This is a genomic window from Streptomyces sp. NBC_00386, from assembly GCF_036063235.1.
Lineage (GTDB): Bacteria > Actinomycetota > Actinomycetes > Streptomycetales > Streptomycetaceae > Streptomyces.
This window is the reverse complement of sequence record NZ_CP107950.1, coordinates 8,712,143-8,735,961: the sequence shown is the minus strand read 5'-3', so window position 1 is coordinate 8,735,961 and position 23,819 is coordinate 8,712,143. Positions and strand designations below refer to the sequence as shown.

General features: G+C 71.2%; 19 protein-coding genes. 4 read left to right on the top strand and 15 right to left on the bottom strand.

Translation table 11 applies throughout. From position 1 onward, the window contains the following. Positions 1-50 precede the first annotated feature (50 nt). The 9 genes from OG780_RS38170 to OG780_RS38130 form a co-directional block, all read right to left on the bottom strand. The gene (locus tag OG780_RS38170; RefSeq protein WP_326789625.1) at positions 51-422 is read right to left on the bottom strand and encodes a VOC family protein; all 372 of its coding nucleotides are present in this window, start codon (positions 420-422) and stop codon (positions 51-53) included. Beyond that, complete coding sequence (locus OG780_RS38165; protein ID WP_328456010.1) at positions 419-1,216, bottom strand: fumarylacetoacetate hydrolase family protein; 798 nt, start codon at positions 1,214-1,216, stop codon at positions 419-421. The genes OG780_RS38170 and OG780_RS38165 overlap by 4 nt, the downstream gene beginning before the upstream one ends. A 5-nt stretch (positions 1,217-1,221) precedes the next feature. Further along, positions 1,222-2,670, bottom strand: coding sequence for an NAD-dependent succinate-semialdehyde dehydrogenase (locus OG780_RS38160; protein WP_328456007.1), 1,449 nt, complete (start codon positions 2,668-2,670; stop codon positions 1,222-1,224). Positions 2,671-2,758: 88 nt separating this feature from the next. Beyond that, positions 2,759-3,682, bottom strand: coding sequence for a VOC family protein (locus OG780_RS38155; protein ID WP_328456005.1), 924 nt, complete (start codon positions 3,680-3,682; stop codon positions 2,759-2,761). 151 nt (positions 3,683-3,833) lie between these two features. Then, entirely contained in the window at positions 3,834-4,745 is a 912-nt protein-coding gene (locus tag OG780_RS38150; RefSeq protein WP_328456003.1) for a LysR family transcriptional regulator, read from the bottom strand. Between the two features lie 226 nt (positions 4,746-4,971). After that, entirely contained in the window at positions 4,972-5,937 is a 966-nt protein-coding gene (locus tag OG780_RS38145; protein WP_328456001.1) for a sugar ABC transporter substrate-binding protein, read from the bottom strand. 110 nt (positions 5,938-6,047) lie between these two features. Beyond that, positions 6,048-7,061 (bottom strand): ABC transporter permease, encoded by a 1,014-nt coding sequence (locus tag OG780_RS38140; protein WP_328455999.1) that lies wholly within the window; start codon positions 7,059-7,061, stop codon positions 6,048-6,050. Next, a complete protein-coding gene (locus OG780_RS38135; protein WP_328455997.1) occupies positions 7,058-8,638 on the bottom strand; it encodes a sugar ABC transporter ATP-binding protein in 1,581 nt (526 codons plus the stop codon). Before OG780_RS38135 ends, OG780_RS38140 begins: the two co-directional genes overlap by 4 nt. After that, positions 8,635-9,195, bottom strand: a complete 561-nt coding sequence (locus OG780_RS38130; RefSeq protein ID WP_328458677.1) for a carboxymuconolactone decarboxylase family protein — start codon at positions 9,193-9,195, stop codon at positions 8,635-8,637. The genes OG780_RS38135 and OG780_RS38130 overlap by 4 nt, the downstream gene beginning before the upstream one ends. Before the next feature lie 233 nt (positions 9,196-9,428). On the opposite strand from OG780_RS38130, the gene OG780_RS38125 reads away from it, so the two are divergent. Beyond that, entirely contained in the window at positions 9,429-9,833 is a 405-nt protein-coding gene (locus OG780_RS38125; RefSeq protein WP_328455995.1) for a cupin domain-containing protein, read from the top strand. A gap of 120 nt (positions 9,834-9,953) precedes the next feature. Here OG780_RS38125 and fusA read toward each other — a convergent pair whose 3' ends face one another. Both fusA and OG780_RS38115 read right to left on the bottom strand, forming a co-directional pair. Beyond that, positions 9,954-12,056: an elongation factor G gene (fusA, locus tag OG780_RS38120; protein WP_328455990.1), complete on the bottom strand. Its 2,103-nt coding sequence runs from the start codon at positions 12,054-12,056 to the stop codon at positions 9,954-9,956. A gap of 396 nt (positions 12,057-12,452) precedes the next feature. Beyond that, positions 12,453-14,462: a lectin gene (locus OG780_RS38115; protein ID WP_328455988.1), complete on the bottom strand. Its 2,010-nt coding sequence runs from the start codon at positions 14,460-14,462 to the stop codon at positions 12,453-12,455. A gap of 247 nt (positions 14,463-14,709) precedes the next feature. Here OG780_RS38115 and OG780_RS38110 point away from each other — a divergent pair, with 247 nt between their 5' ends. Continuing rightward, a complete protein-coding gene (locus OG780_RS38110; protein WP_328455986.1) occupies positions 14,710-15,459 on the top strand; it encodes an MBL fold metallo-hydrolase in 750 nt (249 codons plus the stop codon). A 286-nt stretch (positions 15,460-15,745) separates the two neighbouring features. Next, entirely contained in the window at positions 15,746-16,801 is a 1,056-nt protein-coding gene (gene galE / locus OG780_RS38105; protein ID WP_328455984.1) for a UDP-glucose 4-epimerase GalE, read from the top strand. Positions 16,802-16,988: 187 nt separating this feature from the next. Here galE and OG780_RS38100 read toward each other — a convergent pair whose 3' ends face one another. The 4 genes from OG780_RS38100 to OG780_RS38085 form a co-directional block, all read right to left on the bottom strand. Beyond that, entirely contained in the window at positions 16,989-18,782 is a 1,794-nt protein-coding gene (locus OG780_RS38100) for a glycoside hydrolase family 15 protein (RefSeq protein ID WP_328455982.1), read from the bottom strand. A 119-nt stretch (positions 18,783-18,901) separates the two neighbouring features. Further along, the gene (locus tag OG780_RS38095; protein WP_328455980.1) at positions 18,902-19,879 is read right to left on the bottom strand and encodes a UDP-glucuronic acid decarboxylase family protein; all 978 of its coding nucleotides are present in this window, start codon (positions 19,877-19,879) and stop codon (positions 18,902-18,904) included. A gap of 18 nt (positions 19,880-19,897) precedes the next feature. Continuing rightward, the gene (locus OG780_RS38090; RefSeq protein WP_328455978.1) at positions 19,898-21,283 is read right to left on the bottom strand and encodes a UDP-glucose dehydrogenase family protein; all 1,386 of its coding nucleotides are present in this window, start codon (positions 21,281-21,283) and stop codon (positions 19,898-19,900) included. 70 nt (positions 21,284-21,353) lie between these two features. Then, on the bottom strand, positions 21,354-22,673 hold the full coding sequence (locus OG780_RS38085; protein WP_328455976.1) for a glycosyltransferase: 1,320 nt from the start codon (positions 22,671-22,673) through the stop codon (positions 21,354-21,356). A 324-nt stretch (positions 22,674-22,997) separates the two neighbouring features. Between OG780_RS38085 and OG780_RS38080 the strand changes: the two genes are divergently transcribed. After that, the gene (locus OG780_RS38080; protein ID WP_328455974.1) at positions 22,998-23,747 is read left to right on the top strand and encodes a TetR/AcrR family transcriptional regulator; all 750 of its coding nucleotides are present in this window, start codon (positions 22,998-23,000) and stop codon (positions 23,745-23,747) included. The last annotated feature ends 72 nt before the right edge of the window (positions 23,748-23,819 follow it).

The following is a 23,819-nucleotide window of genomic DNA, read 5'->3' as shown; positions in this document are numbered from 1 at the left end:
GGGAGGAAACTCCTGGAACTTCGGGGGAAGGGAATCCGGGCGGCGCGAACTCAGTCGGTGCGCCTGCCGTGGAAGACCAGCTCGATCATGGTGTGGTCGGGGTCGTGGATGTAGCAGAACTTGGACTGGTTCTCGGGGCGTTCGATCGGGCGGGTGTGCCGGATGCCCAGTTCCTTCAGATGGGCGAGGAACTCGTCCCAGTCGTCGACCTCGACGGCGAAGTGGTAGGGCGCCATGCGCTCCATCTCCTCGACCGGGGTGAAGTGGAGGTCGAAGTTGCCGCGGGTCATCAGGACGACCCGGGTGTTGGACTTGGGCATGATCCGCTTCATCCCGAAGACCTTCGTGTACCACTCGGCGGTGCGGTCGGGGTCGGTGGTGGGGAAGTTGACGTGGTGGATGTAGCGCGGGGCCTTGCTCATACGGAATTCCCTTCTGGATGTACGGGGTTGGAGAGCACGCCGATACCGCTGATCTCGATGTCGACGGTGTCCCCGGGCTCGATCCGGCAGGTCGACTCGGCGCCCATCCACAGCACGTCGCCGGGGCGCATGGTGACGTGCCGGGTGATCTCGACGATGTAGTCGTACGGGTCGAAGACCATGTCGCCGGTCGGGAACACGGCCCGTTCCTCGCCGTTGACCCGGAGTGTGGTCGTCTGCGCGAGGGCGTCGACGTCCGTCTCGATCCAGGGACCCATCGGCTTGAACGTGTCGCTGTTCTTGCTGCGCCAGAACGTGCGGTCCCGGTGCTGCCAGTCACGGGCGCTGACGTCGTTGCCGATCGTCCAGCCGAAGACCGAGGCGCGGGCCTCCTCGTACGTGGCGTGCCGCAGCGTACGGCCGATGACGGCGACGAGTTCGGGTTCGGCCTCGAACCGGCCGGACACGTCCGCCGGTTTGACGATGGGTGATCCGTGGCCGGTCAGCGCACTGTTGGCCCGGTAGCCCACTTCGGGGCGTGCGGGGACCTCGGCTCCGCAATGCGCGATGTGGCGTGGGTAGTTCAGGCCCACGGCGTAGAACACGGGCGGGACGACGACCGGCAGCCAGACGGCCTCGGCCCGGGGAACGGTGCCGATGACGGTGAGGCCGGGATCGTCGTACCCGTACCGGTCCATGGCCTTCAGGGGGGACCCGGACAGCAGCTCGATGTCCTCCTCCCCCACGCGGCCCCACACCGCCCGTCCACCGGCCGACACACGGGTGTACCTCATGGTGTTCAGCCCGCCAGGAGGTGGGAGACGCGCTTGGTGACCAGGTAGGCCTCCAGCGCCTCGGGCCCGCCCTCCCTGCCGTAGCCGCTCTCCTTGACGCCGCCCGAGGGCGCCTCGGGGACCGAGCCGCCGCAGTGGTTGACCGAGAGGATGCCCGCCTCCAGTTCGCGCACCAGGTGTTCGGCGGTGGCCGCGGACTCGGTGAAGGCGTACGCGGCGAGCCCGTAGGGCAGTTCGTTGGCGGTGCGCAGCGCGTCGTCGAGGTCGCCGAACGCGCTGATGGGGGCGAGCGGCCCGAACGGTTCCTCGCGCATCAGGTCCGTGTCCGGGGTCACGTCGGTGAGGACGGTCGGCGCGAAGAAGTAGCCCGCGCGGTCGAGCCGTTCGCCGCCGGTGCGCACGGTGGCGCCGCGGCGTACGGCGTCGGCGGTCAGCCGCTCCATCGCCCGCAGTCGGCGTTCGTTGGCGAGGGGGCCCATGGTCGTTCCTTCGGCCAGGCCGTCGCCGACGACGACCGCCTCGGCCGCCTTCACGAACTCGGCGGTGAAGTCGTCGACGAGGCTCTCGTGGACGAGGAACCGGCTCGGTGAGGTGCAGACCTGGCCGGCGTTGGCGAACTTGGCCTGGGCGGCGCGGCGGGCGGCGCGGGCGGGGTCGGCGTCCGCGCACACGATCACGGGGGCGTGGCCGCCGAGCTCCATCAGGGACGGCTTCATGACCTCGCCCGCGGCGGCTGCCAGGAGCTTGCCGACGGGCACCGAGCCGGTGAAGGCGACGAGACGGATGACGGGCGAGGCGATCAGGTGGGCCGACACCTCGGCCGGTTCGCCGAAGACGAGGTTGAGGACACCTGCCGGCAGGCCCGCGTCCACGAAGCAGCCGACGAGGGCGGCGGCCGTGGCCGGGGTCTCCTCGGAGGCCTTGATGACGATGGAACAGCCCGCGGCGAGGGCCGAGGAGATCTTGCGCATCGGTCCGCCCGCCGGGAAGTTCCATGGGACGAACGCCGCGACGGGGCCGATCGGTTCACGGCGTACGGACAGCAGGGTGCCCGGGGCGGAGGGGATGATGCGGCCGTAGGCGCGGCGGGCGTCGTCGGCGTGCCAGCGCAGGGTGTCCGCGACGCGGCGGGCCTCCCCGGTGGCCTCGGCCAGCGGCTTGCCCTGTTCGAGGGTCATGATCCGGCCGACCTCGGCGGCCCGCTCGGTGAGCAGGTCGGCGGCGGTGTGCAGGATCGCGGTGCGCCGGGCGACGGGGGTGTCGCGCCAGGTCCTGAATCCCCGCGCGGCGGCGTCGAGGGCGCGGTCCAGGTCGTCGGTGGTGGCGAGGGGGACCTCTCCGATCACCTCTTCGGTGGCCGGGTTGACGATCGGGGCGGTGCGTCCGGTGCCGCCCGGGCACCATTGCCCCGCTATGTGCAGGCGGACGGCGGGATATCCGTGGTCGGTGGTCATGGGTGGGAGCCCTCTCAGGCCGGCGGACGAGACGGTGGGAGCCCACGGCTCGGAGGCCGGGGCGGCGGGGCGGGAGGCGGAGCGCGGGTCAGGAGGCGGGGGCGGCGTCCTGCTGGTCGCGGTTGGTGCGCAGGGCCCAGATGTGGTGCGGCGGAGTGGCCGTGTGGACGCGCGTCTCGTAGGAGTCGTCGACGCGGTCCATGTCGGCGGCGTACTCGACGCGCCCGCCGCAGGGTGCGTGCACGAAGCGGAAGACGTTGGAGCCGACCGTGTGGCGGCCGAGTCTGCGGGCTTCGCGCCAGCCCCGGTCGATCATGTGGTTGCCGCCCTCGACGACGTCGTCGAAGCCGGGGACCTCGTAGGCGATGTGGTTGACGCCCGCCTTGTCGGGGCGGTGGCAGAGCAGCATGGTGTGCTGGTCGTCGTCGCCCGGTGCCCGCATGAAGACGCCCATGGGCTCGACGACGTCGGTCGGCCGGAAGCCGAGGCGGTCCACGTAGAAGGCGACGGCCTCCTCGCGGCCCTCCTTGGGGATGTTGAGCGCGACATGGCACATGCGGAGCGGGTGTACGCGGGTGATCGGCTCCAGCGCGGTGTTCCAGCGGGTGACGCTGCCCAGTGCGTTGGCGGGCCGGGGGGTGACGTCGGCGGGCCTGGGCCGGGCGAGGGTCAGACCGGCCCCGAAGCCGGTCTCGTCCACGGTGTGGAACACGCCTGCGGCGTCCTGCCGGACCGGGCGGTCGCGGCCGGCCGCGGCGACCAGGCGCTCCAGCTCCTGGGAGGTGTCGACGCCCCAGACCACCTCCCGCAGGGTGGGGCCGTCCTCCACCGGGGGCGGGAGCGGTGCGCCCGGCGCGGTGTCGAGGTGGAGGGTCTGGCCGGTGCGGGTCTCGAACACGGCGTGTTCGTCGGTCCGTTCCAGGAGGAAGAGCCCGAAGTCGTCGAAGAACCGGACGCATTCGCCGAGGTCGTCGATGCTGTAGGTGACCGATTCGATTCTCTGGATTCCCATGGGTTCCTCGTTTCGCGGGTCGCCTGGTGAGCGTAGGTTTCGGGCGGCAGCGGGTTCAACGGTCACGGCTCGACCGAATGCGCAATCGTTTCTTGCGGCCGGAGAACGCCGTGCGGACAGCTCCGTGCGGACAGCTCCGTGCGGACGCCTTCTAGGAACGGATCACCGGAATGGGATTCTGGGAGAACCAGGTGGTGAGGAAATCCAGGAATACGCTGACCTTGCGCGGAGTGCCCTGTCCGGGGCCGTAGATCGCGTACAAGGGACGGTCGGGGACCGCGAGTTCGGGCAGCAGGACCTGAAGGGCGCCCGAGATGAGGTCGTCGTACGCCGGCCGCTGGGGCAGCAGGGCGATACCGCGCCCGTGTACGGCGGCCTTCTGCAGGGCGATGTAGGAGTTCGACGAGAAGGCGACGTTGCGGATCTTGTGCAGGGTGGAGGCGTGGCCGTGGCCGATGCGCCAGACCGGGTCGTTGACGTGCACGAGGCACTCGTGGGCGGCGATCTCGTTGGGCTCGGTGAGCGGGCCGCCGCGTTCGAGGTACTTCTCGGAGGCGCACAGGACGAACGGCAGTGAGGCGATCTTCTTGAGCCGGACGCTGGAGTCCCTCAGGTCCCGGGTGTGGAAGGCCACGTCGAATCCGCTGTCGAGGAAGTCGTAGGTCCGGTCGGACATGCCCCCCAGTTCGAAGCGGACCTGGATCTTCGGGTGGGAGGCGGAGAACGCCGCGATGGCGTCACCGAGATCCAGACTCCCGATCCACTTGGGGCAGATGATGCTGAGCGTGCCCTCGGCGCGGTCGTGCAGCTGGGCTATCCCCGCGTCCTCGGCCTCGATCTCCTCCAGGATGCGCGCGGCGAAGTCGGCGTAGCGCTGGCCGGGTTCGGTGAGGCTGACGGAACGGGCCGTGCGGTTGACCAGCCTGACGCCCACCTGCCGTTCCAGTTCGGCGACATGGCGCGACACCAGGGAGCCGGAGGAGCCCAGCTTCTTGGCGGCGCCGTTGAAGCTGCCGACCTGCGCGACGGTGACGAAGCTGTGCATGAGGAGCAAGCGGTCCATGTTTCCTCCGGAGGCCCACTACGGCCAGGGGTGGGCCCCGGCGGCGGTGCCGGTCGTTCGGGTGTGCGGGCGGTGCTTCCTTCCCCGGGGCAGGCCTCACTGCGGTGCGAGCCTGGGTCGCGCCGGTCCGGAATGCCCTGACGAGCGGCTCGGTGAGGACATTCCAGGGACGACGGGACGGGCGGCTCGGGACGCACCGAGGAAGGCGCCGCTCACCGTGCGGGCGCTACGACGTGGGGCAGTACTGCGGGGCCTTGGTCAGGTTGTCCTTGGTGACCAAGAGAAGAGGAATGTTGGCAATCTTGTCAACCTTTTCTTTGCCCAGCAGACCGATGGCGCTCTTCACCGCCGTCCGGCCGATGACCATGGCCGAGTTGGCCACGGTGGCGGAGAAACGGCCGTCCTTCACGGCGGCCAGCCCCTCGTCGGTGCCGTTGACGGTCACGATCCGGACGTTCTTGGCGCCGGCCGCGTCGAACGCCTTGCGGACGGCGAAGCCCATCTCCTCGTTGGCGACGAAGGCGTAGTCCAGGTCGGGGTGCGCCTGGATCATGTTCTCGGCGACCTCCTGGGCCTTGACCGGGTTGAACATGCCGGGCTGGTTCGCGACGACCTTCACAGTGGACGGCAGCTCGTTGGTGAACCCGCCCACGAGAAGGTCGGAGGCGGCACCGGGCGCACCCGCGATCACACCGACCTTCACGTTCTCGCCGGCGGCGTCCTTGACGACCCAGTCGGCGTCCAGGGCGCCCACCTTCTGGAGGTCGACGACGGCCGCGCCCAGGATGTCGTTCGCGCCGTTGGGGGCGACCGAGGTCAGGTAGATCGGGACGCCGGAAGCCTTGGCCTTGGCTATGTCGCCGTCGAGCGAGTCGACATTGACGGTCTGCACGATCAGCGCGCTGACATTTCGGGAGATCATGTCCTCGATGTTGGACAGTTCGGTTCCCGCGTTCTGGTGGGAATTGGCCGTGTACACCTTGGCCCCTTCCGACTTCGCCGTCTCCTCGACGGCTTTCTGCAGACACGTGTGGAACGCGGTGTCGGCGCCATTGACGAATCCGATGGTGACGGAACCGGAACTCGCCCCGGCCGAACCGGTGTTGTCGTTCTTCGCGCAGCCACTCAGCACCAGGGTGGTGCCGGCGGCCGCGGCGATCAGTGCGCGGCGGGAACGGACGGAAAGTCTCATGGTCGTACGCCTTTCATGACGGGCGAGGGCAGGGGGGAGCGCATGCGGAAAACGGGGAGAGAGAAATCGCCCGCGGAAAACGGGGAGATGGATATGCGGTCGGGGCGGCGTCAGTTCCGCGCGGACCGGGACTTGTGGAACTCGTTGGCGACGGCCGCGACGAGCAGCACCCCGCCGACCGAGACCGGCTGGTAGTTGCTGGAGACCTGAAGGAGGTTCAGCGCGTTGGCCACGACGCCGAGGAGCACGACGCCGAGCGCGGTACCGGTCACGGTGCCGTGGCCGCCGGCCAGCGAGGTACCGCCGATGACCACCGCGGCCACGGCGGTGAGCTGAAGGGAGAGACCGCCCGTGCCGGGGCTGCTGGAGCCGAGCCGGGACAGCAGCATCAGGCCGGCCAGACCGGACAGGGCGCCGGTGAGGGCGTACAGCGTGAGCTTGCGCGCGGTGACGTTGATACCGCTGAGCCGGGCCACGTGCTCGTTGCCGCCGATGGCGTAGGCGTCGCGGCCGAACACGGTGAACCGCATGACCAGGGCCGTCGCGACAAGGACCAGGACGGCCAGGATCAACAGATAGGGGATGCCGAGGATCTTGTCGTTGCCCAGCGAGAACATCCTGGTGCCGATGGAGACGCTGACGCTGTCGAGCACCAGCAGCGCGACGCCGTCGAGCAGGGTGGCCGTGGCCAGGGTGACGACGAACGGGGCGACGTTCGTGAACGTCACCACCAGCCCGTTCACCAGGCCGATCACCGTGGCGAGAACGATCGTGGCGGCCACGGTGAAGACGGTGGAGTGGCCGTGCGACAACAGCTGCGCCCCGAGCGCGGTCGTGACGGAGACGTTGCTGCCCATGGAGAAGTCCATGCCGCCCGCGGTCATGAGCAGGGTCAGACCGGCGGCGATCACGGCGGTGACACTTACCTGCCGCAGGATGTTGATCACGTTCGTGTCGGTGGCGAACGCGTCGGTCCGCAGCACGGTGGCCACCACCACGACGACCAGAACGGCGGTCAGGCCGGTGTGCGGGGCGCGGCGCAGAGCACCGAGCCGGTCCCCCGGCCGCCTCCGGCCGTGCGGGTCGGCGACCCCCGGGGCATCGGGAAGTGTCTTGACGCTCACTGGGGTTGACCTCCGAGTGCGGTGGCGACGAGTTCGTCGCGGGTGATGGCGGTGATGTCGTGCTCGGCGACCGTGCGGCCCGCGCTGACGACGATCACCCGGTCGGCGAGCCGCATGACCTCCTCGGCGGACGAGGACGCGAGCAGCACGGCCGCGCCGCGGGAGGCCAGGTCGTCGATCAGGGCGTGGATGTCGGCCATGGCGGCGATGTCCACGCCGTTCGTGGGGTCTTCGAGGAAGCAGGCGACCGGCTCGGTCTGGAGCCACTTGGCGAGCAGCACCTTCTGCTGGTTGCCGCCGGACAGGGCGCTCACGGGCGGGTTGCCCGCGAGTGAGACGACTCCGTAGCTGCGCCGCAACGGGCGGGCGCGGCGGGCGAGTTCGCCACGGCGGTGCAGTCGCCTGCGGGCGAAGCGGTCGCCAGCGAGCATCAGGTTCTCGTCCAGGGACATGCCCGGGACCAGTCCGAGCGCCCGCCGGTCGCCCGTGACGCAGCGCAGACCGCCGGCGAGTGAGGCGTGCACCCGGCCGAACGGCACCGGGGCACCGTCGACGAGGAGTTCCCCGGTGTCGGGGCGGCGCCGGCCGGAGAGCAGGTCGAAGAGGCGGGACTGCGCGTCGCCGGCCGGTCCGAGCACCGCGACGACCTCGCCCCTGCGCACCTCGACGTCCAGGCCCCGGACGGCCCGGCCGTCGCGGAGAGCGCGCACCGCGAGGCCGATCTCGTCCTTGGGGGCGGGTCGTTCGGAGCGCCGCGAGACGACGTCCCGGCCCACCATGGCGCGCACCAGCGACTCCGGGTCGAGTTCGGCGGCCGGTGCGCTGCGCACGACGGCTCCGTCGCGGAGCACGGTGAGCCGGTCCGCGACGGCCATCACCTCGTCGATGTAGTGCGAGATGTAGACGACAGCGACGCCCTCGTCGCGCAGGGTGCGCACCAACCGCCTGATCTGCCGGGCGGCCTCCGCGCTCAGACAGGCGGTCGGCTCGTCGAGGACCAGGATCCGGCCGCCGCGGCGTACCTCGCGGGCCACCTCCACCATGGTCTGCTCGGCGACGGTCAGCGAACCCGCGGTCCGCTCCACGTCGATGCCGATGCCGAGCCCCGAAAGAGCGTGCGCCGCCTCGGACTTGAGGGTCCTCCAGTGCACGGCGCCGCGCCGGGTGGGCAGATCGCCCAGCATCACGTTCTCCGCGACGGTCAGGCCCATCGCCAGTTCGCGGCGCTGGGGGACCGAGGCGATGCCGAGCCGTCGCGCCCTGCGTACGGTCAGTCCGTGCTGGGCGTGGCCGTCGACCTCGACGGTGCCGGAGTCCGCCTGGTGCACCCCGGAGAGGATCTGCACCAGCGTCGACTTCCCGGCGCCGTTCATGCCCATCAGCGCGTGGACCTCGCCGGGGTACAGGTCGAGGTCCACGTCCGTGAGCGCGGCCGCCCCGCCGAAGCTCTTGGTGACTCCGCGGACGCGGAGCACGGGTCCGCGGGCGGTCCCGGCGTCGCCGGCGGGCGTCGTCGTCGGATTCCTCGGGGTCACGGCGGCGCCTCCTTGCGCGTCCCGGTCCGTGAGGGTGGTCACGGCCGCGGTCCGTCGTCGTGGCCGAGCCGCCCGTAGCCGCGGATGTCGGGGAACGGGGGCTCGCGGTCGGCCTGGAGGTCCACCTGGAAGGTGTTCAGGCACATCCCGAGCATGGTGAAGTTGCCGAGCGCGCCGATCGTGTCCACCAGGCCTTTGGAGCCGAAGTGGCCGAGCGCCCGGGCGAAGGTCTCGTCGCGCACGAAGTGCTCGTCGAGGACCTCCCGGCAGAACTGGTAGAAGGCCTGGTCGGCTTCGTCCTCGAAGACCGCCTCCCGCCTCTCGGCGACGGCCTTGACCGCGGCCTCGGGGACACCGGCCTCGATCGCCTGGTCCACATGCGCGTTCCAGGAGTACTGCGCGTCCCAGTTCCGGGCGGCCATCAACAGCGTGAGCTCGCGCAGGTGCTCGGGCAGACTGCAGTCGAACCGGGCAAAGGCGCCGAGGGATTCGGCGCGCTCGCACATCTCCGGGCTGTGCAGCCAGACCCGGAAGGGACCACGGACGGCGCCGCGCCGGCCGGCGATGCGGGCGGCCAGTTCCCGCTGGCGCGGTTCCATGTCCTCATCGGTCAGAACGGGGAGCCTCATGTGGCTGCTACCTGCCTTTTCTTTCCGGCGTGTTTCCGGCACGTACGGGAATGCCGTGCGATGCCAGCCGACGGTACAGCCGGGTGCGGGAAGCTCACCCTTCCCGGAATGCAAGGTAAAACTGCACGCCGGACGGCACCCGTTCACGGGGACGCGACCTAACGTCGGTCGACGCATCACCGTCGACGGGAGAGGAACTCCGGATGACCACGATCATCGAAGCCGCGTCCGTGCCCCTGCTGGACCGGGGCGGGGCCGTCGTGACGACGCCGCTCATCACGACACGCTCCGCGGGCGGGGAGAACCGCGTCACCAGCGGGATGAGCGTCTACCCGGTCGGCTCCGGAGCTCCTTTGCACTCGCACAACTGCGACGAGCACGTGACGATCCTGGAGGGCGAGGCGGAGGTGGTCGTCGACGGCGAGGTGACGAGGCTGAGGCGATTCGACACCACTTACGTCCCCTCCCCTGTCCCCCATCTCTTCAGGAACATCGGCGACCGCCCGCTGCGCATCCTGTGGGTCTACTCCTCGGGCCATGTGACACGCACCTTCACCGAGACCGGGAAGACGGTCGAACACCTCTCGGACGAGGACCAGATGGGCTGAGCGGCCGGAGGGGGATGCCGGCGGCCGCGCCCCGCGGGGTGCGGCCGCCGGCGGCAAGGGGCGGGGACGGCCCCGCCCTTGTCGGGGCGGGGCCGTCGTCAGGAGCGGGACCGCGCCGGGTTACCGGGCGGCCGCGCTCTGGGAGGGGGCCGGGGCGAGACCGGCGGGACGGGTGGTGAACACGCCCCGGCCCTGGGTCCGGCTGCGCAACCGGGTCGCGTAGCCGAAGAGTTCGGCCAGCGGCACGGTGGCGGTGATCACCGACGTACTCCCGCGGCTGAGCGAGCCCGAGACCCGGCCGCGCCGGGCCGCGAGGTCGCCGAGCACCCCGCCCACCGCGTCCTCGGGCACGGTGACGGTGACCTCGGCCACCGGCTCCAGCAGGACCATCGCACTGGCGCGCAGCGCCTCACGCAGCCCGAACCGGCCGGCCGCGCGGAACGCCGTCTCCGAGGAGTCCTTCACGTGGGTCGCCCCGTCGGAGAGGGTGACGCGCAGCCCGGTCACCGGGTGACCGCCGAGGGGACCCTCGGCGAGCGCGTCCCGGCAGCCCGCCTCCACGGCACGGACGTACTCCTGCGGCACCCGGCCCCCGGCCACCGCCGAACGGAAGACGAAGTCCGCCGCCGTCCCCTCCGGACCGCCGGGGTCCGTCCCCAGCGGCTCCACGTCGAGGACGACATGGGCGAACTGCCCCGCGCCGCCGTCCTGTTTGACATGCCGGTACACCAGACCCGCCACCCCGCGGGCCACCGTCTCCCGGTAGGACACCCTCGGCCGCCCGACGGCGACGTCGAGCCCGTGGGCGCGCCGGATCTTCTCCACCGCCACCTCCAGATGCAGTTCTCCCATGCCCGACAGCACCGTCTGCCCGGTCTCGGGGTCGGTGCGGACGACCAGTGAGGGGTCCTCCTCGGCCAGCCGGGCCAGCGCCGACACCAGACGGTCGGTCTCGGTGCTCCTGCGCGCCTCGACCGCCACGGACACCACCGGATCGGCGACGACCGGCGGTTCGAGGAGCAGCGGCGCCGCGGGGGCGCACAGGGTGGCGCCGGACCGGGCGGACTTCGGCCCGATCACGGCGACGATGTCCCCGGCCACCGCGCGCTCCAGCTCCGCGTGGCGGTCGGCCCGTACGCGCAGGATGCGGGCGATCCGCTCGGTGCGTCCCGTTCCCGCGTCCAGCACCGTCTGTCCCTTCTCCACCGTGCCCGCGTAGACACGCAGATACGTCATCCGTCCGGTGGCGGTGGCGTTCACCTTGAACACCAGCCCCGCGAACGGCGCTTGCGGGTCCGCCGCCCGTTCCTGCTCCGCGCCGTCGTGCGTGCCGCGGACGGCGGGCACGTCGAGCGGCGAGGGCAGGTAGGCCACCATGGCGTCCAGCAGCGGTTCGACACCGCGGTTGCGGTAGGCCGAGCCGCACAGCACGACCACGCCCTCGCCGGTTCGGGTCAGGTCGCGGAGCGCGGCCGTGAGGGTTCCCGCCGTCAGGGTGGAGCGGGTGCAGAACTCCTCCAGGGCCACCGGATGGAGTTCCGCCACCGCCTCCTCCAGCAGCCGGCGTCGCCGTCGGGCCTCCTCCAGCAGCTCCGGCGGCACCGGGATCTCCTCGGCCGACTCGGCGCCGTCGGCCCACACCAGCGCGCGCATCCGCAGCAGATCCACCACGCCCGTGAAGGCGTCCTCCGTTCCGATCGGCAACTGGACGACCAGGGGCGCCGGATGCAGCCGTTCGCGGATCGAGTCGACGGCGGTGTCCAGGTCGGCGCCGGCGCGGTCCAGCTTGTTCACGAAGGCGATCCGCGGGACGCCGTGCCGGTCGGCCCGCCGCCACACCGACTCGCTCTGCGGCTCGACGCCCGCCACGGCGTCGAACACCGCGACGGCTCCGTCGAGGACGCGGAGCGAACGCTCCACCTCGTCGGAGAAGTCGACGTGGCCCGGGGTGTCGATCAGGTTGATCCGGTGGCCGTCCCAGGCACAGGTGACGGCCGCGGCGAAGATGGTGATGCCGCGGTCGCGCTCCTGGGAGTCGAAGTCGGTGACGGTGGTGCCGTCATGGACCTCGCCCCGTTTGTGGATGGTGCCGGTGAGGTAGAGGATCCGTTCGGTCACGGTGGTCTTCCCGGCGTCGACATGGGCGAGGATGCCCAGGTTGCGGACGGCGGCGAGGGGGCTGGTGACAGAGCTGGTGAGGTGACGGTGCAGGTCGGTACGCACGGCCGAGGGCCTTTCGGACGATCCGGAATCGGGTCGGCGCGATTCCCGGACGACACACCTGGGATCAGGCGGTGGCGGAGCTCCGGCAAGCACGGGGCACGGCGACCGGGCGTGCGGTCGCCGCCGTGCGGGCGGAGGTCAGTGAGTCGTCGCGGGCGTCCGGTTCCGGCCGCGCAGCCGGTACCGGGCCCACGAGGACACGAGGATCACCTCGTACTGTGACGGGGGGACGACGACAGCGGTGCGGTAACGCACGGCCCGGCTCCCCTCGTTCGTCACGGCACACACGGCACTCGGAGTGCCGGTGTGTGATTCCTCGGCGAGTGTAGGGAACCGGGCGCGGTCCGGCACCGGGTTTTCCGGGAGCGGTCCGGTGGGCGGGTGCAGTGTGCCGGCTCAGTTGCGGCTCCACCGCTGGTTCGATCCGCCGTTGCACGACCACAGGACGACCGGTGTTCCGTTCGCCGTGCCGTTGCCCGACGCGTCGAGGCACAGGCCGGAGACGTTGCTGGTGACGGTGCCGCCGGAGGTGAGGGTCCACTTCTGGTTGGTGCCGCCGTTGCAGTCCCACAGGACGACCCGGGTGCCGTTCGCGGTCCCGCTGTCGTAGGCGTCCAGGCACTTGTTGCCGTAGACGACGAGTTCGCCGCGGGAGGTGGCGGTGAACGTCTGGTTCTGGCCTCCGCCGCAGTCCCAGAGTTCGGCCTGGGTGTTGTCGGCGATGGCACTCTTGAAGAAGTCGAGGCAGCGCCCGGAGCCGGTGCCGACGATCGCGGTGCCGTCGGTCCCGGGCAGGGCGCGGACCGTGACCGCGTCGATGTCGGGCACCGTGCCCGAAGCCGCCGCGAACTTCAGCGTGTTGGAGCCCTTGGCCGTCGAGGCGAGGACGGAGACGGTGCGGTACGTGCTCGACGACCCGGTGGGCGGGAAGGCGAGGGTCTGCGTGTACTGGCCGTTGACCTGGAGGGTCGCCCGGCGGGCCGTGGAACCGCCGTTGGCGTAGCTGATGTCGACCAGCCGTGTGCCGGCGGCGGACGTGCTGACGCCGGTGAAGGTGGGGGTCGTCGCCGAGGTGGTGTCCTCGTACGTCGTCCCGGAGCCCTCCGTGCCGCCGACGGTGAGCAGGACGGCCTCGCCCGCGGGCACGGCGGCGGTGTAACTCGTCGCGTGGGAACCGGCGTCGGTGGCGGTCCACACATTGCGGACGGTGGCGGAGGCCGCCGTCAGGCCCATGTCCGTCCAGCGTGCGGTGATGTTCGCGGCGGCGGACGTGCGGTTCAGCAGCAGGACCGCGCGTTTTCCGGTGCCGGAGAGGACCTTGCCGTAGACCTGAAGGCCCGTGGTGTCCTCGGCGACCTTGACGCCCTGGAGACCGCGCGGATCCTGGTCGACGGCGATGACCTCGGAGTTGGTGAGGACCGATCTGGTGGACGCGCTCATGGTGGCCAGGTTGTTGCCCGCGAGCAGGGGTGCGCCGGAGATGGCCCACAGTCCCATGTGGGTGCGGTTCTGGGCCGCGCTCAGACCCGTCATGCCGACGGTCATCATGTCGGGGTCGTTGTAGAAGCCTGTGTGCTGGGCGGCGGGGTGCAGCGACTTGTCGAAGTTCGCGAGGACGCTCGTCATCGAGGGGTTGTCGGGCCAGTAGACGATGTCGGTGCTGGTGCGCCACAGGTCTCCGGTGCCGGCGGCCCAGTTCCACGGGTTGCCCGTCCCCCATTCGCACAGGGACAGGACGAGCGGGCGGCCGGTGACCGCGGTGGCCGCGGTGTTCGCGTCGCGGATCGCCTTGTACGTCGTCTCCTGGTCGAGGCCCTCGGCGTCCCCGCCGCACCAGTCGACCTTGACGAAGTCGAAGCCCCAGTTCTGGAAGGTCTGGAGGTCCTGCTGGTTGTGGCCCTCCAGACCGGTGCCGGGGGTGGCCGGGGTCGTGGAGGGGGTCGGGTAGTAGTAGCCGCAGCCGTTCTTCCCGGCGTCGGTGTAGATGCCGGCCTTGAGACCCTTGCCGTGGATGTAGTCGGCGACGGCCTTCATGCCGCCCGGCCACTGGGCGGTGTCGACACTGATGTTGCCGCTGCTGTCGCGGGCGCCCTGCCACCAGCCCTCGTCGATGTTGACGTACGTGTATCCGGCGGCGGCCATGCCGGAGGAGACGAGGGCGTCGGCCTGGGCCTTGATGGTGGCGTAGTCGATCGCACTGGCGAAGCTGTTCCAGGACGCCCAGCCCATCGGGGCCGGGGTGACCGCTGCCTGGGTGGTGGCGACGGCGGCCGGAGTGGCCCGCAGCGGCGCGGCCGGGCGGCCGAGTCCGGTCAGCGCGGCGACGGTGAGCAGCAGGACGGCGCCATGGACACCGGCGCGTCTGAGGAGGCGTGCCAGACAGAGCATGTTCGAAAGAGGGGACATGCGGCTCTCCCTTGAGGGGTTTGTTCGCAGAGTCGAACAAAAGCGAACGCGGCTCGCCATATGGCAGCGCCTTGACCGCGCCACGTCAAGTCCCGTGCCGCACAAGGCCGTTCACCTCCGCACCTCCCTCCAGGGCTCGCAGTGGGGCGGGGAGCGACGGCCGTGCGCGGCCGGGAAGGCGCTCGCGATACCTTTCGCCCTGTCAGAGCCCCCTGGGCATCAGCAGTTGTCCGACGTCAGGATGGTCATGCGCGAGGAAGCGATCGTCGAAGCAGCGCCCGGAGTACATCTGGTGCACGGCAGCAACACGAACTGGGTGGTGCTGTCCGAGGGCGACTCGGTCACCCTGATCGACACGGGCTATCCGGGCGACCGCGAGAACCTCCTGGCGTCGCTGAAGGCCCTCGGGCACGCGCCGGAGGCGGTGACGGCCGTGCTCATCACCCACGCGCACAGCGACCACCTCGGCTCCGCCGAGTTCCTGAACCGCACCTACGGCACTCCGGTGCGGCTGCACGAGACCGAGGTGCCGCACGCGCGCCGCGAGTTCCTCCACCAGGTGAGCATCGGACAGGTCATGCGGCAGGCATGGCGCCCCGGCGTGCTGCCCTGGGCGGTGCACGCCATCCGCTCCGGCGGCACGGCGGACGTGGCCATGACGAAGCCCGAGGCGTTCCCGAACGAGGGTCCGCTCGACCTGCCCGGCCGGCCCGTCCCGGTGCACACTCCGGGCCACACGCCCGGCCACTGCGTCTACCACCTGCCGGAGGCCGGAGTGCTGATCTCCGGTGACGCCCTGGTGAGCGGTCACCCCACCTCGCGGATACAGGGGCCCCAGCTGCTGCCCAGGATGTTCGACACCGAGCGCGCCGGGGCGCTCGCCTCGCTCGACCGCATCGAGGCCCTCGCCGCCGATGTGCTGCTGCCCGGACACGGGCCCGTGCACCGCGCCCCGGTGCGCGAGGCCGCGCGTCGCGCCCGGGAGCTGGCCGGCTGACGGAGCCCGGCGGCGACGGGCGCCGCCGCCGCTTGACGCAAGGGACAGGCGGGGGCAGAGTGGTATATATACGTCGTAAACATACGTCGTCTGTCCATTGGTTTCACTCAGGAGCGTCGCACCATGGCGCACGGCAAGCCCAGTCGCGCGGAATCTTCCGGGAGCGGGGCCGCCGGAGCCGGGATCCCCGAGCACCGGTCCGCCCCTCCCCCGGGCACCGGGCCTGCCGTGCCGATGCGACGCTCGCCTTCCGATCGCCGCCCGCGCGCACGAAGGAGTCGGGCCCATGAGCGCCCCCTCGACCATTCTCGTCACGGGCGGCGCAGGATTCATCGGTAGTCACGCCTGCGTCGAACTGCTCGACCACGGTTACGAGTTGATCGTGGTCGACGACTATTCCAACAGCAGCCCCCAGGTCTTCGCCCGCGTGGAACGCATCGCGGGCCGTTTCCTCGGCACCGTCTACGAACTGGACATCCGTGATCGACGCGCCCTGTCGGCCGTCTTCGACCGCCACTCCGTGGACGCCGTCGTGCACTTCGCCGCGCACAAGGCCGTCGGCACGTCGACACGGATGCCCATCGACTACTACGACACCAACGTCGGCGGAACGACCGCGCTGCTGAACACCATGCACGAGCACGACGTGCACCAGCTCGTCTTCTCCTCGTCCTGCTCCGTGTACGGCGACGCCGGCCACGGACCGCTCGACGAGTCGACCCCGGCGCGGCCGACGAATCCGTACGCTGCCTCCAAGTTCATCTGCGAGCAGATCCTCGCCGACGTGTGCCACCGTCACCCCGAGTACACCGTGCTGTGTCTGCGGTACTTCAATCCGGCGGGCGCCCATCCCAGCGGGCTTCTCGGCGAGGACCCCGCCGGCTCCCCGGAGAACCTGCTGCCGAACCTGGCCCAGGTGGCCATCGGGCGACGGGAACGTCTCCGTGTCTTCGGCGACGACTACCCCACGGCGGACGGGACGGCGATCCGCGACTATCTGCACGTCATGGACACCGTCGAGGCGCATCGCGTCGCCCTCGACCGCCTCGCCGACGAGCAGGGCATGCGCGTGTACAACCTCGGTATAGGCAGGGGCAGTTCGGTCCTCGACGTGATCGCCGCCTTCTCCGCGGAGTGCGGCAGGCCCGTGCCCTACGAGATGGTCGCGCGCCGCCCCGGCGATGTCGCCGAACTCGTGGCGGACGCCTCGGCCGTGGGGCGCGCCTGGGGCTGGCACCCTTCGCGGGACCTCGCCGACATGTGCCGGGACGCGTGGCGGTTCCAGCAACTCAACCCGCAGGGCTACGCCGGGTCCGCCCGGCGCTCGTCCGGCAAGGGCTGACACCCGCCGGGATCCGACTCCGACTCCGCTGCTCCGGCTCCGACTCGGCGGCTGTGGCTCTTGCTCCGGCTCCGGTTCTCGTTCCGTGAAGGTGCTCCGGCTCTGTGGCTGTGGCTCCGACTCCGACTCCGACAGCGGGAATTCGGTCTCCGCCGGTCGCTCCGAGAGCGGGACCTCGGTCTCCCCGTCACTCCCCCGACAGCAGGAACGCGGTCTCCACCAGTGCGATGTGGCTGAACGCCTGCGGTGCGTTGCCCAGTTGGCGGCCCGCGTCGGGATCCCACTGCTCCGAGAGCAGACCGAGGTCGTTGCGGATCTCCAGCACCCGCTCGAACACCTCCGTCGCCTCTTCCCGGTGTCCGGTCGTGGCGAGCGCGTCGGCGTACCAGAGGGAGCACGCCACGAACGTGCCCTCGCCGCCGTGCATCCCGTCCACGCCGTGCGGGCCGTGCCCGTTCGGGGCGTACCGCCGCACGAACCCGCCGTGGGTCAGCTCCCGCATCGCCCGCACGGTGCCGAGCACCCTCTCGTCGTCGGCGGGCAGGAAACCCAGCCGCGGAATCAGCAGCGCCGAGGCGTCCAGCGCCGGCGAACCGTAGGACTGGACGAAGGACCCGCGTCCCGCGTCCCACCCCTCCCGGCACACCTCCCGGTGCACGTCGTCCCGCAGGGCCCGCCAGACGTCCGAGGGCCCGTTCCTGCCGAGCAGCTCTCCCATCCGCAGCGCGCGGTCGGCGGCCACCCAGGCCATCACCTTGGAGTGCACGAACTGCCGCGCCGGGCCGCGCACTTGCCACAGCCCCTGGTCCGGCTGACGCCACTGGCGGCGGAGTTGGCCCATCATGGCCTCCACCAGGCTCCACACATGGCCCGGCATGGGGATGCCGGCCCGCAGCGACAGCAGGAGCGCGTCGAGCACCTCGCCGTACACGTCGAGCTGGAACTGGCTCATGGCGGAGTTCCCGAAGCGGACCGGCCGCGAGCCCTCGTAGCCCGGCAGCCACGGCGCCTCCGTCTCCCGGAGCAGCCGCTGTCCGCCGACGCCGTACACGGACTGAAGATCGGCGGGTTGCCCCGCGATGGCCCGCACCAGCCAGCCCAGCCAGGCCGTCGCCTCGTCGCGGTAGCCGCATCGAAGCAGGCAGGACAGCGTCAGCGCGGAATCGCGCAGCCAGCAGAAGCGGTGGTCCCAGTTGCGTTCGCCGCCGATGCGGCCGGGCAGCGAGGTCGTCGGGGCCGCGACGATACCCCCGGTGGGCGCGTAGGTGAGCGCCTTGAGCGTGATCAGGGACCGCACCACGGCGTCGCGCCAGGGCCCTTGGTAGTGGCACTGGGCGGTCCAGCGCCGCCAGAAGTCAATGGTCTCCTTGAGCACCGTCTCCGGCGGAACGGACAACGGAGTGGGCGGCTCGGGCACGTACGAGGGCGCCCACACGAACGTCAGGGTCGTCCTGTGCCCGGCCACGATGGTGAAGTCGTGGACGATGGAGCGCTCGCCGCCGGGTTCCGCCTCCAGGTCCTCGGTGTTCAGCCAGACGGCGTCCGGCCCGGCGACCGCGACCGTGCAGGCCTCACCGACCTGGACCCACGGCACCACCCTGCCCTGGTGGAAGCGCAGCCGTAGCTCGCTGCGCATGGTCACGGAGCCCGACAGTCCTTCCACCATGCGCACGACGCACGGCAGTTGGCTGCGCGGCGGCATGAAGTCGGTGACCCGCACGACGCCCGTGGGCGTCTCCCAGCGGGACTCCAGGACGAGTGTGTCCGGCCGGTAGGCGCGGTCGGCGCAGGGAGCACGCACCGCTCGTGAGGCCGGCGCGATGCGCCAGAAGCCGTTGTCCTGCGTGCCCAGCATCGCGGCCAGACAGGCCGGGGAGTCGAACCGGGGCAGACACAGCCAGTCGATGGAACCGTCCCTGCCAACCATGGCAGCGGTTTCCAGATCGCTGATGAGGGCGTAGTCCTCGATGGGTGCGTTCATGATCGAAGCCACGCCGCTGTGTTCTTCGCCGCCTGTTCAGGATATGTCCACAGCACCGGAGTTCGCATCCTGACCAGGTGATTCATGAAGCGCGCTCCGCCGCGCGGGGCGAGTCCCTTTCATGATCTCCGCCCCACCGGGGACTGCTCCGAAGGCCGCAGGGGTCCCCGCGACTCCGCCGTGAACCAGTCGATCGTGTGCCGCAGCCCTTCCTCCAGGGACACCCGCGGGTACCACCCGAGCGCCTCTCGCGCGCGGGAGATGACAGGGCGCCGGCGGACCGGGTCGTCGACGGGCAGGGGGCGGAAGCGCAGTCCGCTGCGCGATCCGGTGATCATGACGACGAGCTCCGCGAGCTCCCGCACGGTCCGCTCGCCGGGATTCCCGAGGTTGAACGGGCCCGGCCGGTGTGAATCGATCATGGCGATCAGACCCCGGACCAGGTCGTCGACGTAGCAGAAACTCCGTGTCTGGCTGCCGTCCCCGAAGAGGGTCAGGGGTTCGCCGCGGAGCGCCTGCCGGATGAAGCTGGAGACCACCCGGCCGTCGTACGAACGCATGCGGGGGCCGTAGGTGTTGAAGATGCGGACGATTCCCACGTCGACCGCCCGGTTCCGCCGGTACGCCATGGACAGGGCCTCGGCGTATCGCTTGGCCTCGTCGTAGACGCTGCGCGGGCCGATGGGGTTGACGTGTCCCCAGTACGTCTCGTCCTGCGGATGCACCTTGGGATCGCCGTAGACCTCGCTGGTGGACGCCATGACGAACCGGGCGGAGTGACGGTCGGCGAGGCGCAGCATGTTCTCCGTCCCCCTGCTGCCCGCGGCCAGTGTCTCCAGCGGGAAGCGCTGGTAGTCGACGGGCGACGCGGGGCTCGCGAGGTTCACCACGGCGTCCACGTCGCCCGCGACGCTGAACGTCTCGGTGATGTCCCAGGCCTCGAAGGCGAACCGGGGGTCGTGCCGGAGCCCGGCGATGTTGGCCGGTCTGCCCGAGGAGAGGTTGTCCAGACAGCAGACGCGGTCACCTCTGTTCAGCAGGGCCTCGCACAGATGCGATCCCAGGAAGCCGCTTCCGCCGGACACGACGACACGCATGCTCTCTCCTCCCGCCGGTCAGGTGAGTCCCGGACGGCCCGGCGCGTGCAGCGCCCATCCCGCCGAGCGCCACCGGGCGGGGTCCAGTGTGTTCCGTGCGTCCACCAGGACCGGCGAACGCACCACCGTCGCGAGTGCGGCGGGGTCCACGTCCCGGTACTGGGGCCACTCGGTGAGGTGCAGGACGACATCGGCCCGCTCGCAGGCCTTGGCCACGTCCAGGGCGAACTGGAGCGCGGGGTAGGCCTCTCGGGCGTTGTCGATCGCCTCGGGGTCGTGCACGCGGACCTGTGCTCCGCGGCGGCGGATCTCGTCGGCGACCACGAGGGCGGGCGAGTCCCGGACGTCGTCGCTGCCGGGCTTGAAGGCGGCACCGAGCACCGCGACGCTCCGGCCGCCGAAGGAGCCTCCGAGGAGGCGTGCGGCGAGGCCGACGGTACGCAGGCGCTGCCGCGTGTTGATCTCGTCGACCTGGCGCAGGAAGGCGACGGAGCCGCCGAGTCCGAGTTCCTCGCCGCGGGTGGCGAAGGCCCGGATGTCCTTGGGCAGACAACTGCCGCCGAAACCGAGTCCGGGGGCGAGGAAGCGGGCCCCGATGCGGGAGTCCCGGCCCATCGCCTCGGCCAGGGTGAGGACATCCGCCCCGGTGGCCTCGCAGATCTCGGCCATGGCGTTGATGAAGGAGATCTTGGTGGCGAGGAAGGAGTTGGAGGCGACCTTGACCAGTTCGGCGGTGGCCGGGTCGGTGGCGATGAACGGGGTGCCCGCTTCCAGGATCGGTGCGTAGATCTCTCTGAGCCGCGCCACGGCCCAGTCGGTGCCGTTCTCCGCGGCGGCGCCCGTCCCGGTCCCGGTGGGCGTCCTGGTGCCGGTGCCTTGCCTCGTGCCGACCACGATGCGTTCGGGCCGCAGGGTGTCCCGGACGGCGCGGCCCTCCCGCAGGAACTCCGGGTTCCAGGCCACTTCGGCCCCCGGCACGGTGGCGCGCAGCCGCTCGCCCAGGCGGGCCGCGGTGCCGACCGGAACGGTGGACTTGCCGACCACCAGGACCCGTTCCTGACCGCTGTCGCGAAGCCGGGGTGCCAGGGCGTCGACGGCCGCCTCGACATGGCGCAGGTCCGCGGCGCCCGTTTCGGGGTGCTGGGGTGTGCCGACGCAGACGAAGTGCGTGTCGGCGAAGCGGGCGGCCTCGGCCGGTGAGGTGGTGAATCGCAGCCGGCCGGAGTCCACGGCTCTCACGAGCGTCTCCGACAGGCCTGGTTCGAAGAACGGGGGCGTGCCCGCGGTCAGGGCGGCGATCCTGTCGGTGTCGACGTCGACGCCGAGCACTTCGTGCCCGATGTCGGCCATGCAGGCGGCGTGCACCGCGCCGACGTATCCCGTGCCGATGACTGTCAGACGCATGTCGTTCTCCGTGGTCTGCCTGTGGTCGGCTTGTGACCGGCAGGCTGGTGGGTGTTCGTGGGGTGAGGGGTCAGGGGCGGGGGACGCCTCCCGGGGCGCGCCCGATGGCGGGCAGGCTCGGCAGGTTCGGCAGGCCTCGGCGCCCGGTGGCGGGCAGGCGCGGCAGGCCGCGGTAGCAGTCGTCGACGGCCCCGCGCAGGGTCTCGGGCGCGAGCGCGCCGCGGACCTGGCGGCTGCCCTGCCGGCCCATCTCCGCGGCCTCGCGCGGATGGTCGAGGAGCCAGCCGACCGCGCGTGCGGCGCCCGCCGGGTCCGCCGGTGCCACGAGCAGTCCCGTGGCACCGTGCTCCACCAGGTCGGGCACCCCGTTCACGGCCGTGGCGACGACGGGCCGGGCGGCGGCGAGCGCCTCGGTGAGCGCCCGGCCCGGCCCCTGGTACAGGAAGGTGGTCACGAAGACGTCCAGTCCGGCCACGAGCCGCTCGGCGCCCGGACGCTGTCCGGTGATCGTCACCTCGACGTCCAGGTCCGCGGCGAGCCGTCGCACCTCCTCCGCCAGCGGACCGTCCCCGATCATGACGAACGCGGTGCCCGGATGTTCCGCCCGGATCGCGGCCGCCATGCGGACGAAGGCGAGGGGGTCGTTCCGGGTGTCGACTCGGCCGACGGTGCCGACGAGTGCCGTCTCCCGGGGGACCTCGAGCAGGGCACGGGCGGCGGGGTCGAAGGTCTCGGGGACGGCTCCCAGCCGTACGGCGGAGGGCACCACGTCTCCCCGGCCCGGCGTGGCCGGACGCTCCTCGGCCGCCGCGGTGGCCCCGAGCGGGGCGGCCGCGAGGAACCGCGCGGCCAGTCGGCGTGTCACACGCCGCAGGCCGCGGTGCACCGTGCGTCGGGGGCGAGCGATGTACGGGTGGAAGCTCTGTCCGTGAAGGGTGTGCACGACCACGGGGGTACGGCACAACCGTGCCGCGACCCGGCCGAGAGACCCGCCCTTCGCGGAGTGGGTGTGCACGACCGTGAACCGCTCGCGGCGGATGAGCCGCACGAGCCGTCCCAGGACGAGCATGTCCGCGGGGCCCAGGGTGTGCCGGAACCCCGGTGTCTCGAGAGTCCTCACCCCCGCGGCCCGCGCCGGTTCCCACAGGTCGGCGCTCGGCACGCCGGCGACCCACACCTCGTAGCGGTCGGGGTCCATGCCCTCGGCCGCCAGCAGCGTGCCGTCCCCGGCTCCCGCCCAGAAGCGGGTGATGACGTGCAGAACCTTGATCCGCGGCAGGACCGGCGCCGGGGGCAGCGCCTCGACGGGTGCCACCCGCGGCGGCGTGGTCCCGCTTCCGGCCGTACCGTCCGGCCGCCCCGAGTGGGGGACGAGGGTCCTGTACAGCATCGACGATCACCACCGATGAACATGTGAGATGTACGTATATTTACGACGTATACGTACATCTTTACCCCTCGGATCGTTCCGGTCAATCCGGCCGGTCGATCCGGGCCGGCGGATCGCCCCGGCCGAGCCAGGACCGGAACGGCGCGCGGCGACCGCCCGGACCGCGCCGCCAGGAGAACCCCGACGCCACCCGCGCCCACATAGCCAGAACGGCGCCCTTTTCTCCATATACGTCGTATACGTACACTTGACTTCATAGACGACTTCGTCAACGCACGGAGTCGACGCGCAGGATTTCGGGCGGCGGGTCGTAGGGAGGCAGTCATGGCCGGGCAACGAACGCGGGACGAGGACGGCGAGGCGGCCGCGCCGGCGCGACGGGCCAGCGACCGGGGTCACTACGGTCGGCTGAGCCGAAAGCTCGTGCTCGCCGCTGCCCTCGGCCTGGTGGACGAGGAGGGCCTGTCGGCTCTGAGCATGCGCCGCCTCGGCGCCCGCCTCGGAGTCGAGGCCATGGCGCTGTACCGCTACGCGGACGGTAAGGACGCCCTGCTGGACGGACTGGTCGAGGCCCTCTACCTCGAACTGGAGGAGCACCTCACCGCCGGTTCCGCGCCGGAGGGCTCCACGACGCCCGGCCCGGCCGCGTGGCGCGACGAACTCCACCGGATCGCGCGGGCGAGTTACGAGGTCTGCCTCGCCCACCCCCAGGTCGTGCCGCTGCTCGCCACCCGCATGCTCGCCGTCCCGCTGGCCCGCAGACCGCCGGCCGTGCTCAAGGAACACGAGCGGGTGCTCGCACTGCTCCACGAGGCGGGGCTCGGCCATGCCCGCTCTGCGGCCGTCTTCCGCGCCTTCACCGGCTGGGTGCTCGGGTACGTGTCCGTGGAGCTGCGCGCCATGGTGGACAACCCCGACGAGGAGGACACCGGCTTCCGGCTGGGCCTGCACCGGATGCCGCCTCAGGAGCTGCCCCGGCTCCGCGAGATCGCCGCGACCCTCGCCGAGCGGGGCGGCCAGGACGGCCTGGACGCCGGCTTGGACGCCCTGCTGGACCGCTTCGTACAGGAGTGAACAGATGCGGCACTGGATACCGGGACGGCTTCGCACAGGACCGAACCCGGGCGCGCGCGGGACGCCGGACGG

Excerpts from the sequence above, each read along its gene's own strand:
- OG780_RS38170 (WP_326789625.1), bottom strand. The coding sequence starts at position 422 with ATGAGCAAGGCCCCGCGCTACATCCACCACGTCAACTTCCCCACCACC.
- OG780_RS38165 (WP_328456010.1), bottom strand. The coding sequence starts at position 1,216 with ATGAGGTACACCCGTGTGTCGGCCGGTGGACGGGCGGTGTGGGGCCGC.
- OG780_RS38160 (WP_328456007.1), bottom strand. The coding sequence starts at position 2,670 with ATGACCACCGACCACGGATATCCCGCCGTCCGCCTGCACATAGCGGGG.
- OG780_RS38155 (WP_328456005.1), bottom strand. The coding sequence starts at position 3,682 with ATGGGAATCCAGAGAATCGAATCGGTCACCTACAGCATCGACGACCTC.
- OG780_RS38150 (WP_328456003.1), bottom strand. The coding sequence starts at position 4,745 with ATGGACCGCTTGCTCCTCATGCACAGCTTCGTCACCGTCGCGCAGGTC.
- OG780_RS38145 (WP_328456001.1), bottom strand. The coding sequence starts at position 5,937 with ATGAGACTTTCCGTCCGTTCCCGCCGCGCACTGATCGCCGCGGCCGCC.
- OG780_RS38130 (WP_328458677.1), bottom strand. The coding sequence starts at position 9,195 with ATGGAACCGCGCCAGCGGGAACTGGCCGCCCGCATCGCCGGCCGGCGC.
- OG780_RS38125 (WP_328455995.1), top strand. The coding sequence starts at position 9,429 with ATGACCACGATCATCGAAGCCGCGTCCGTGCCCCTGCTGGACCGGGGC.
- OG780_RS38115 (WP_328455988.1), bottom strand. The coding sequence starts at position 14,462 with ATGTCCCCTCTTTCGAACATGCTCTGTCTGGCACGCCTCCTCAGACGC.
- OG780_RS38110 (WP_328455986.1), top strand. The coding sequence starts at position 14,710 with ATGCGCGAGGAAGCGATCGTCGAAGCAGCGCCCGGAGTACATCTGGTG.
- galE (WP_328455984.1), top strand. The coding sequence starts at position 15,746 with ATGAGCGCCCCCTCGACCATTCTCGTCACGGGCGGCGCAGGATTCATC.
- OG780_RS38100 (WP_328455982.1), bottom strand. The coding sequence starts at position 18,782 with ATGAACGCACCCATCGAGGACTACGCCCTCATCAGCGATCTGGAAACC.
- OG780_RS38095 (WP_328455980.1), bottom strand. The coding sequence starts at position 19,879 with ATGCGTGTCGTCGTGTCCGGCGGAAGCGGCTTCCTGGGATCGCATCTG.
- OG780_RS38090 (WP_328455978.1), bottom strand. The coding sequence starts at position 21,283 with ATGCGTCTGACAGTCATCGGCACGGGATACGTCGGCGCGGTGCACGCC.
- OG780_RS38085 (WP_328455976.1), bottom strand. The coding sequence starts at position 22,673 with ATGCTGTACAGGACCCTCGTCCCCCACTCGGGGCGGCCGGACGGTACG.
- OG780_RS38080 (WP_328455974.1), top strand. The coding sequence starts at position 22,998 with ATGGCCGGGCAACGAACGCGGGACGAGGACGGCGAGGCGGCCGCGCCG.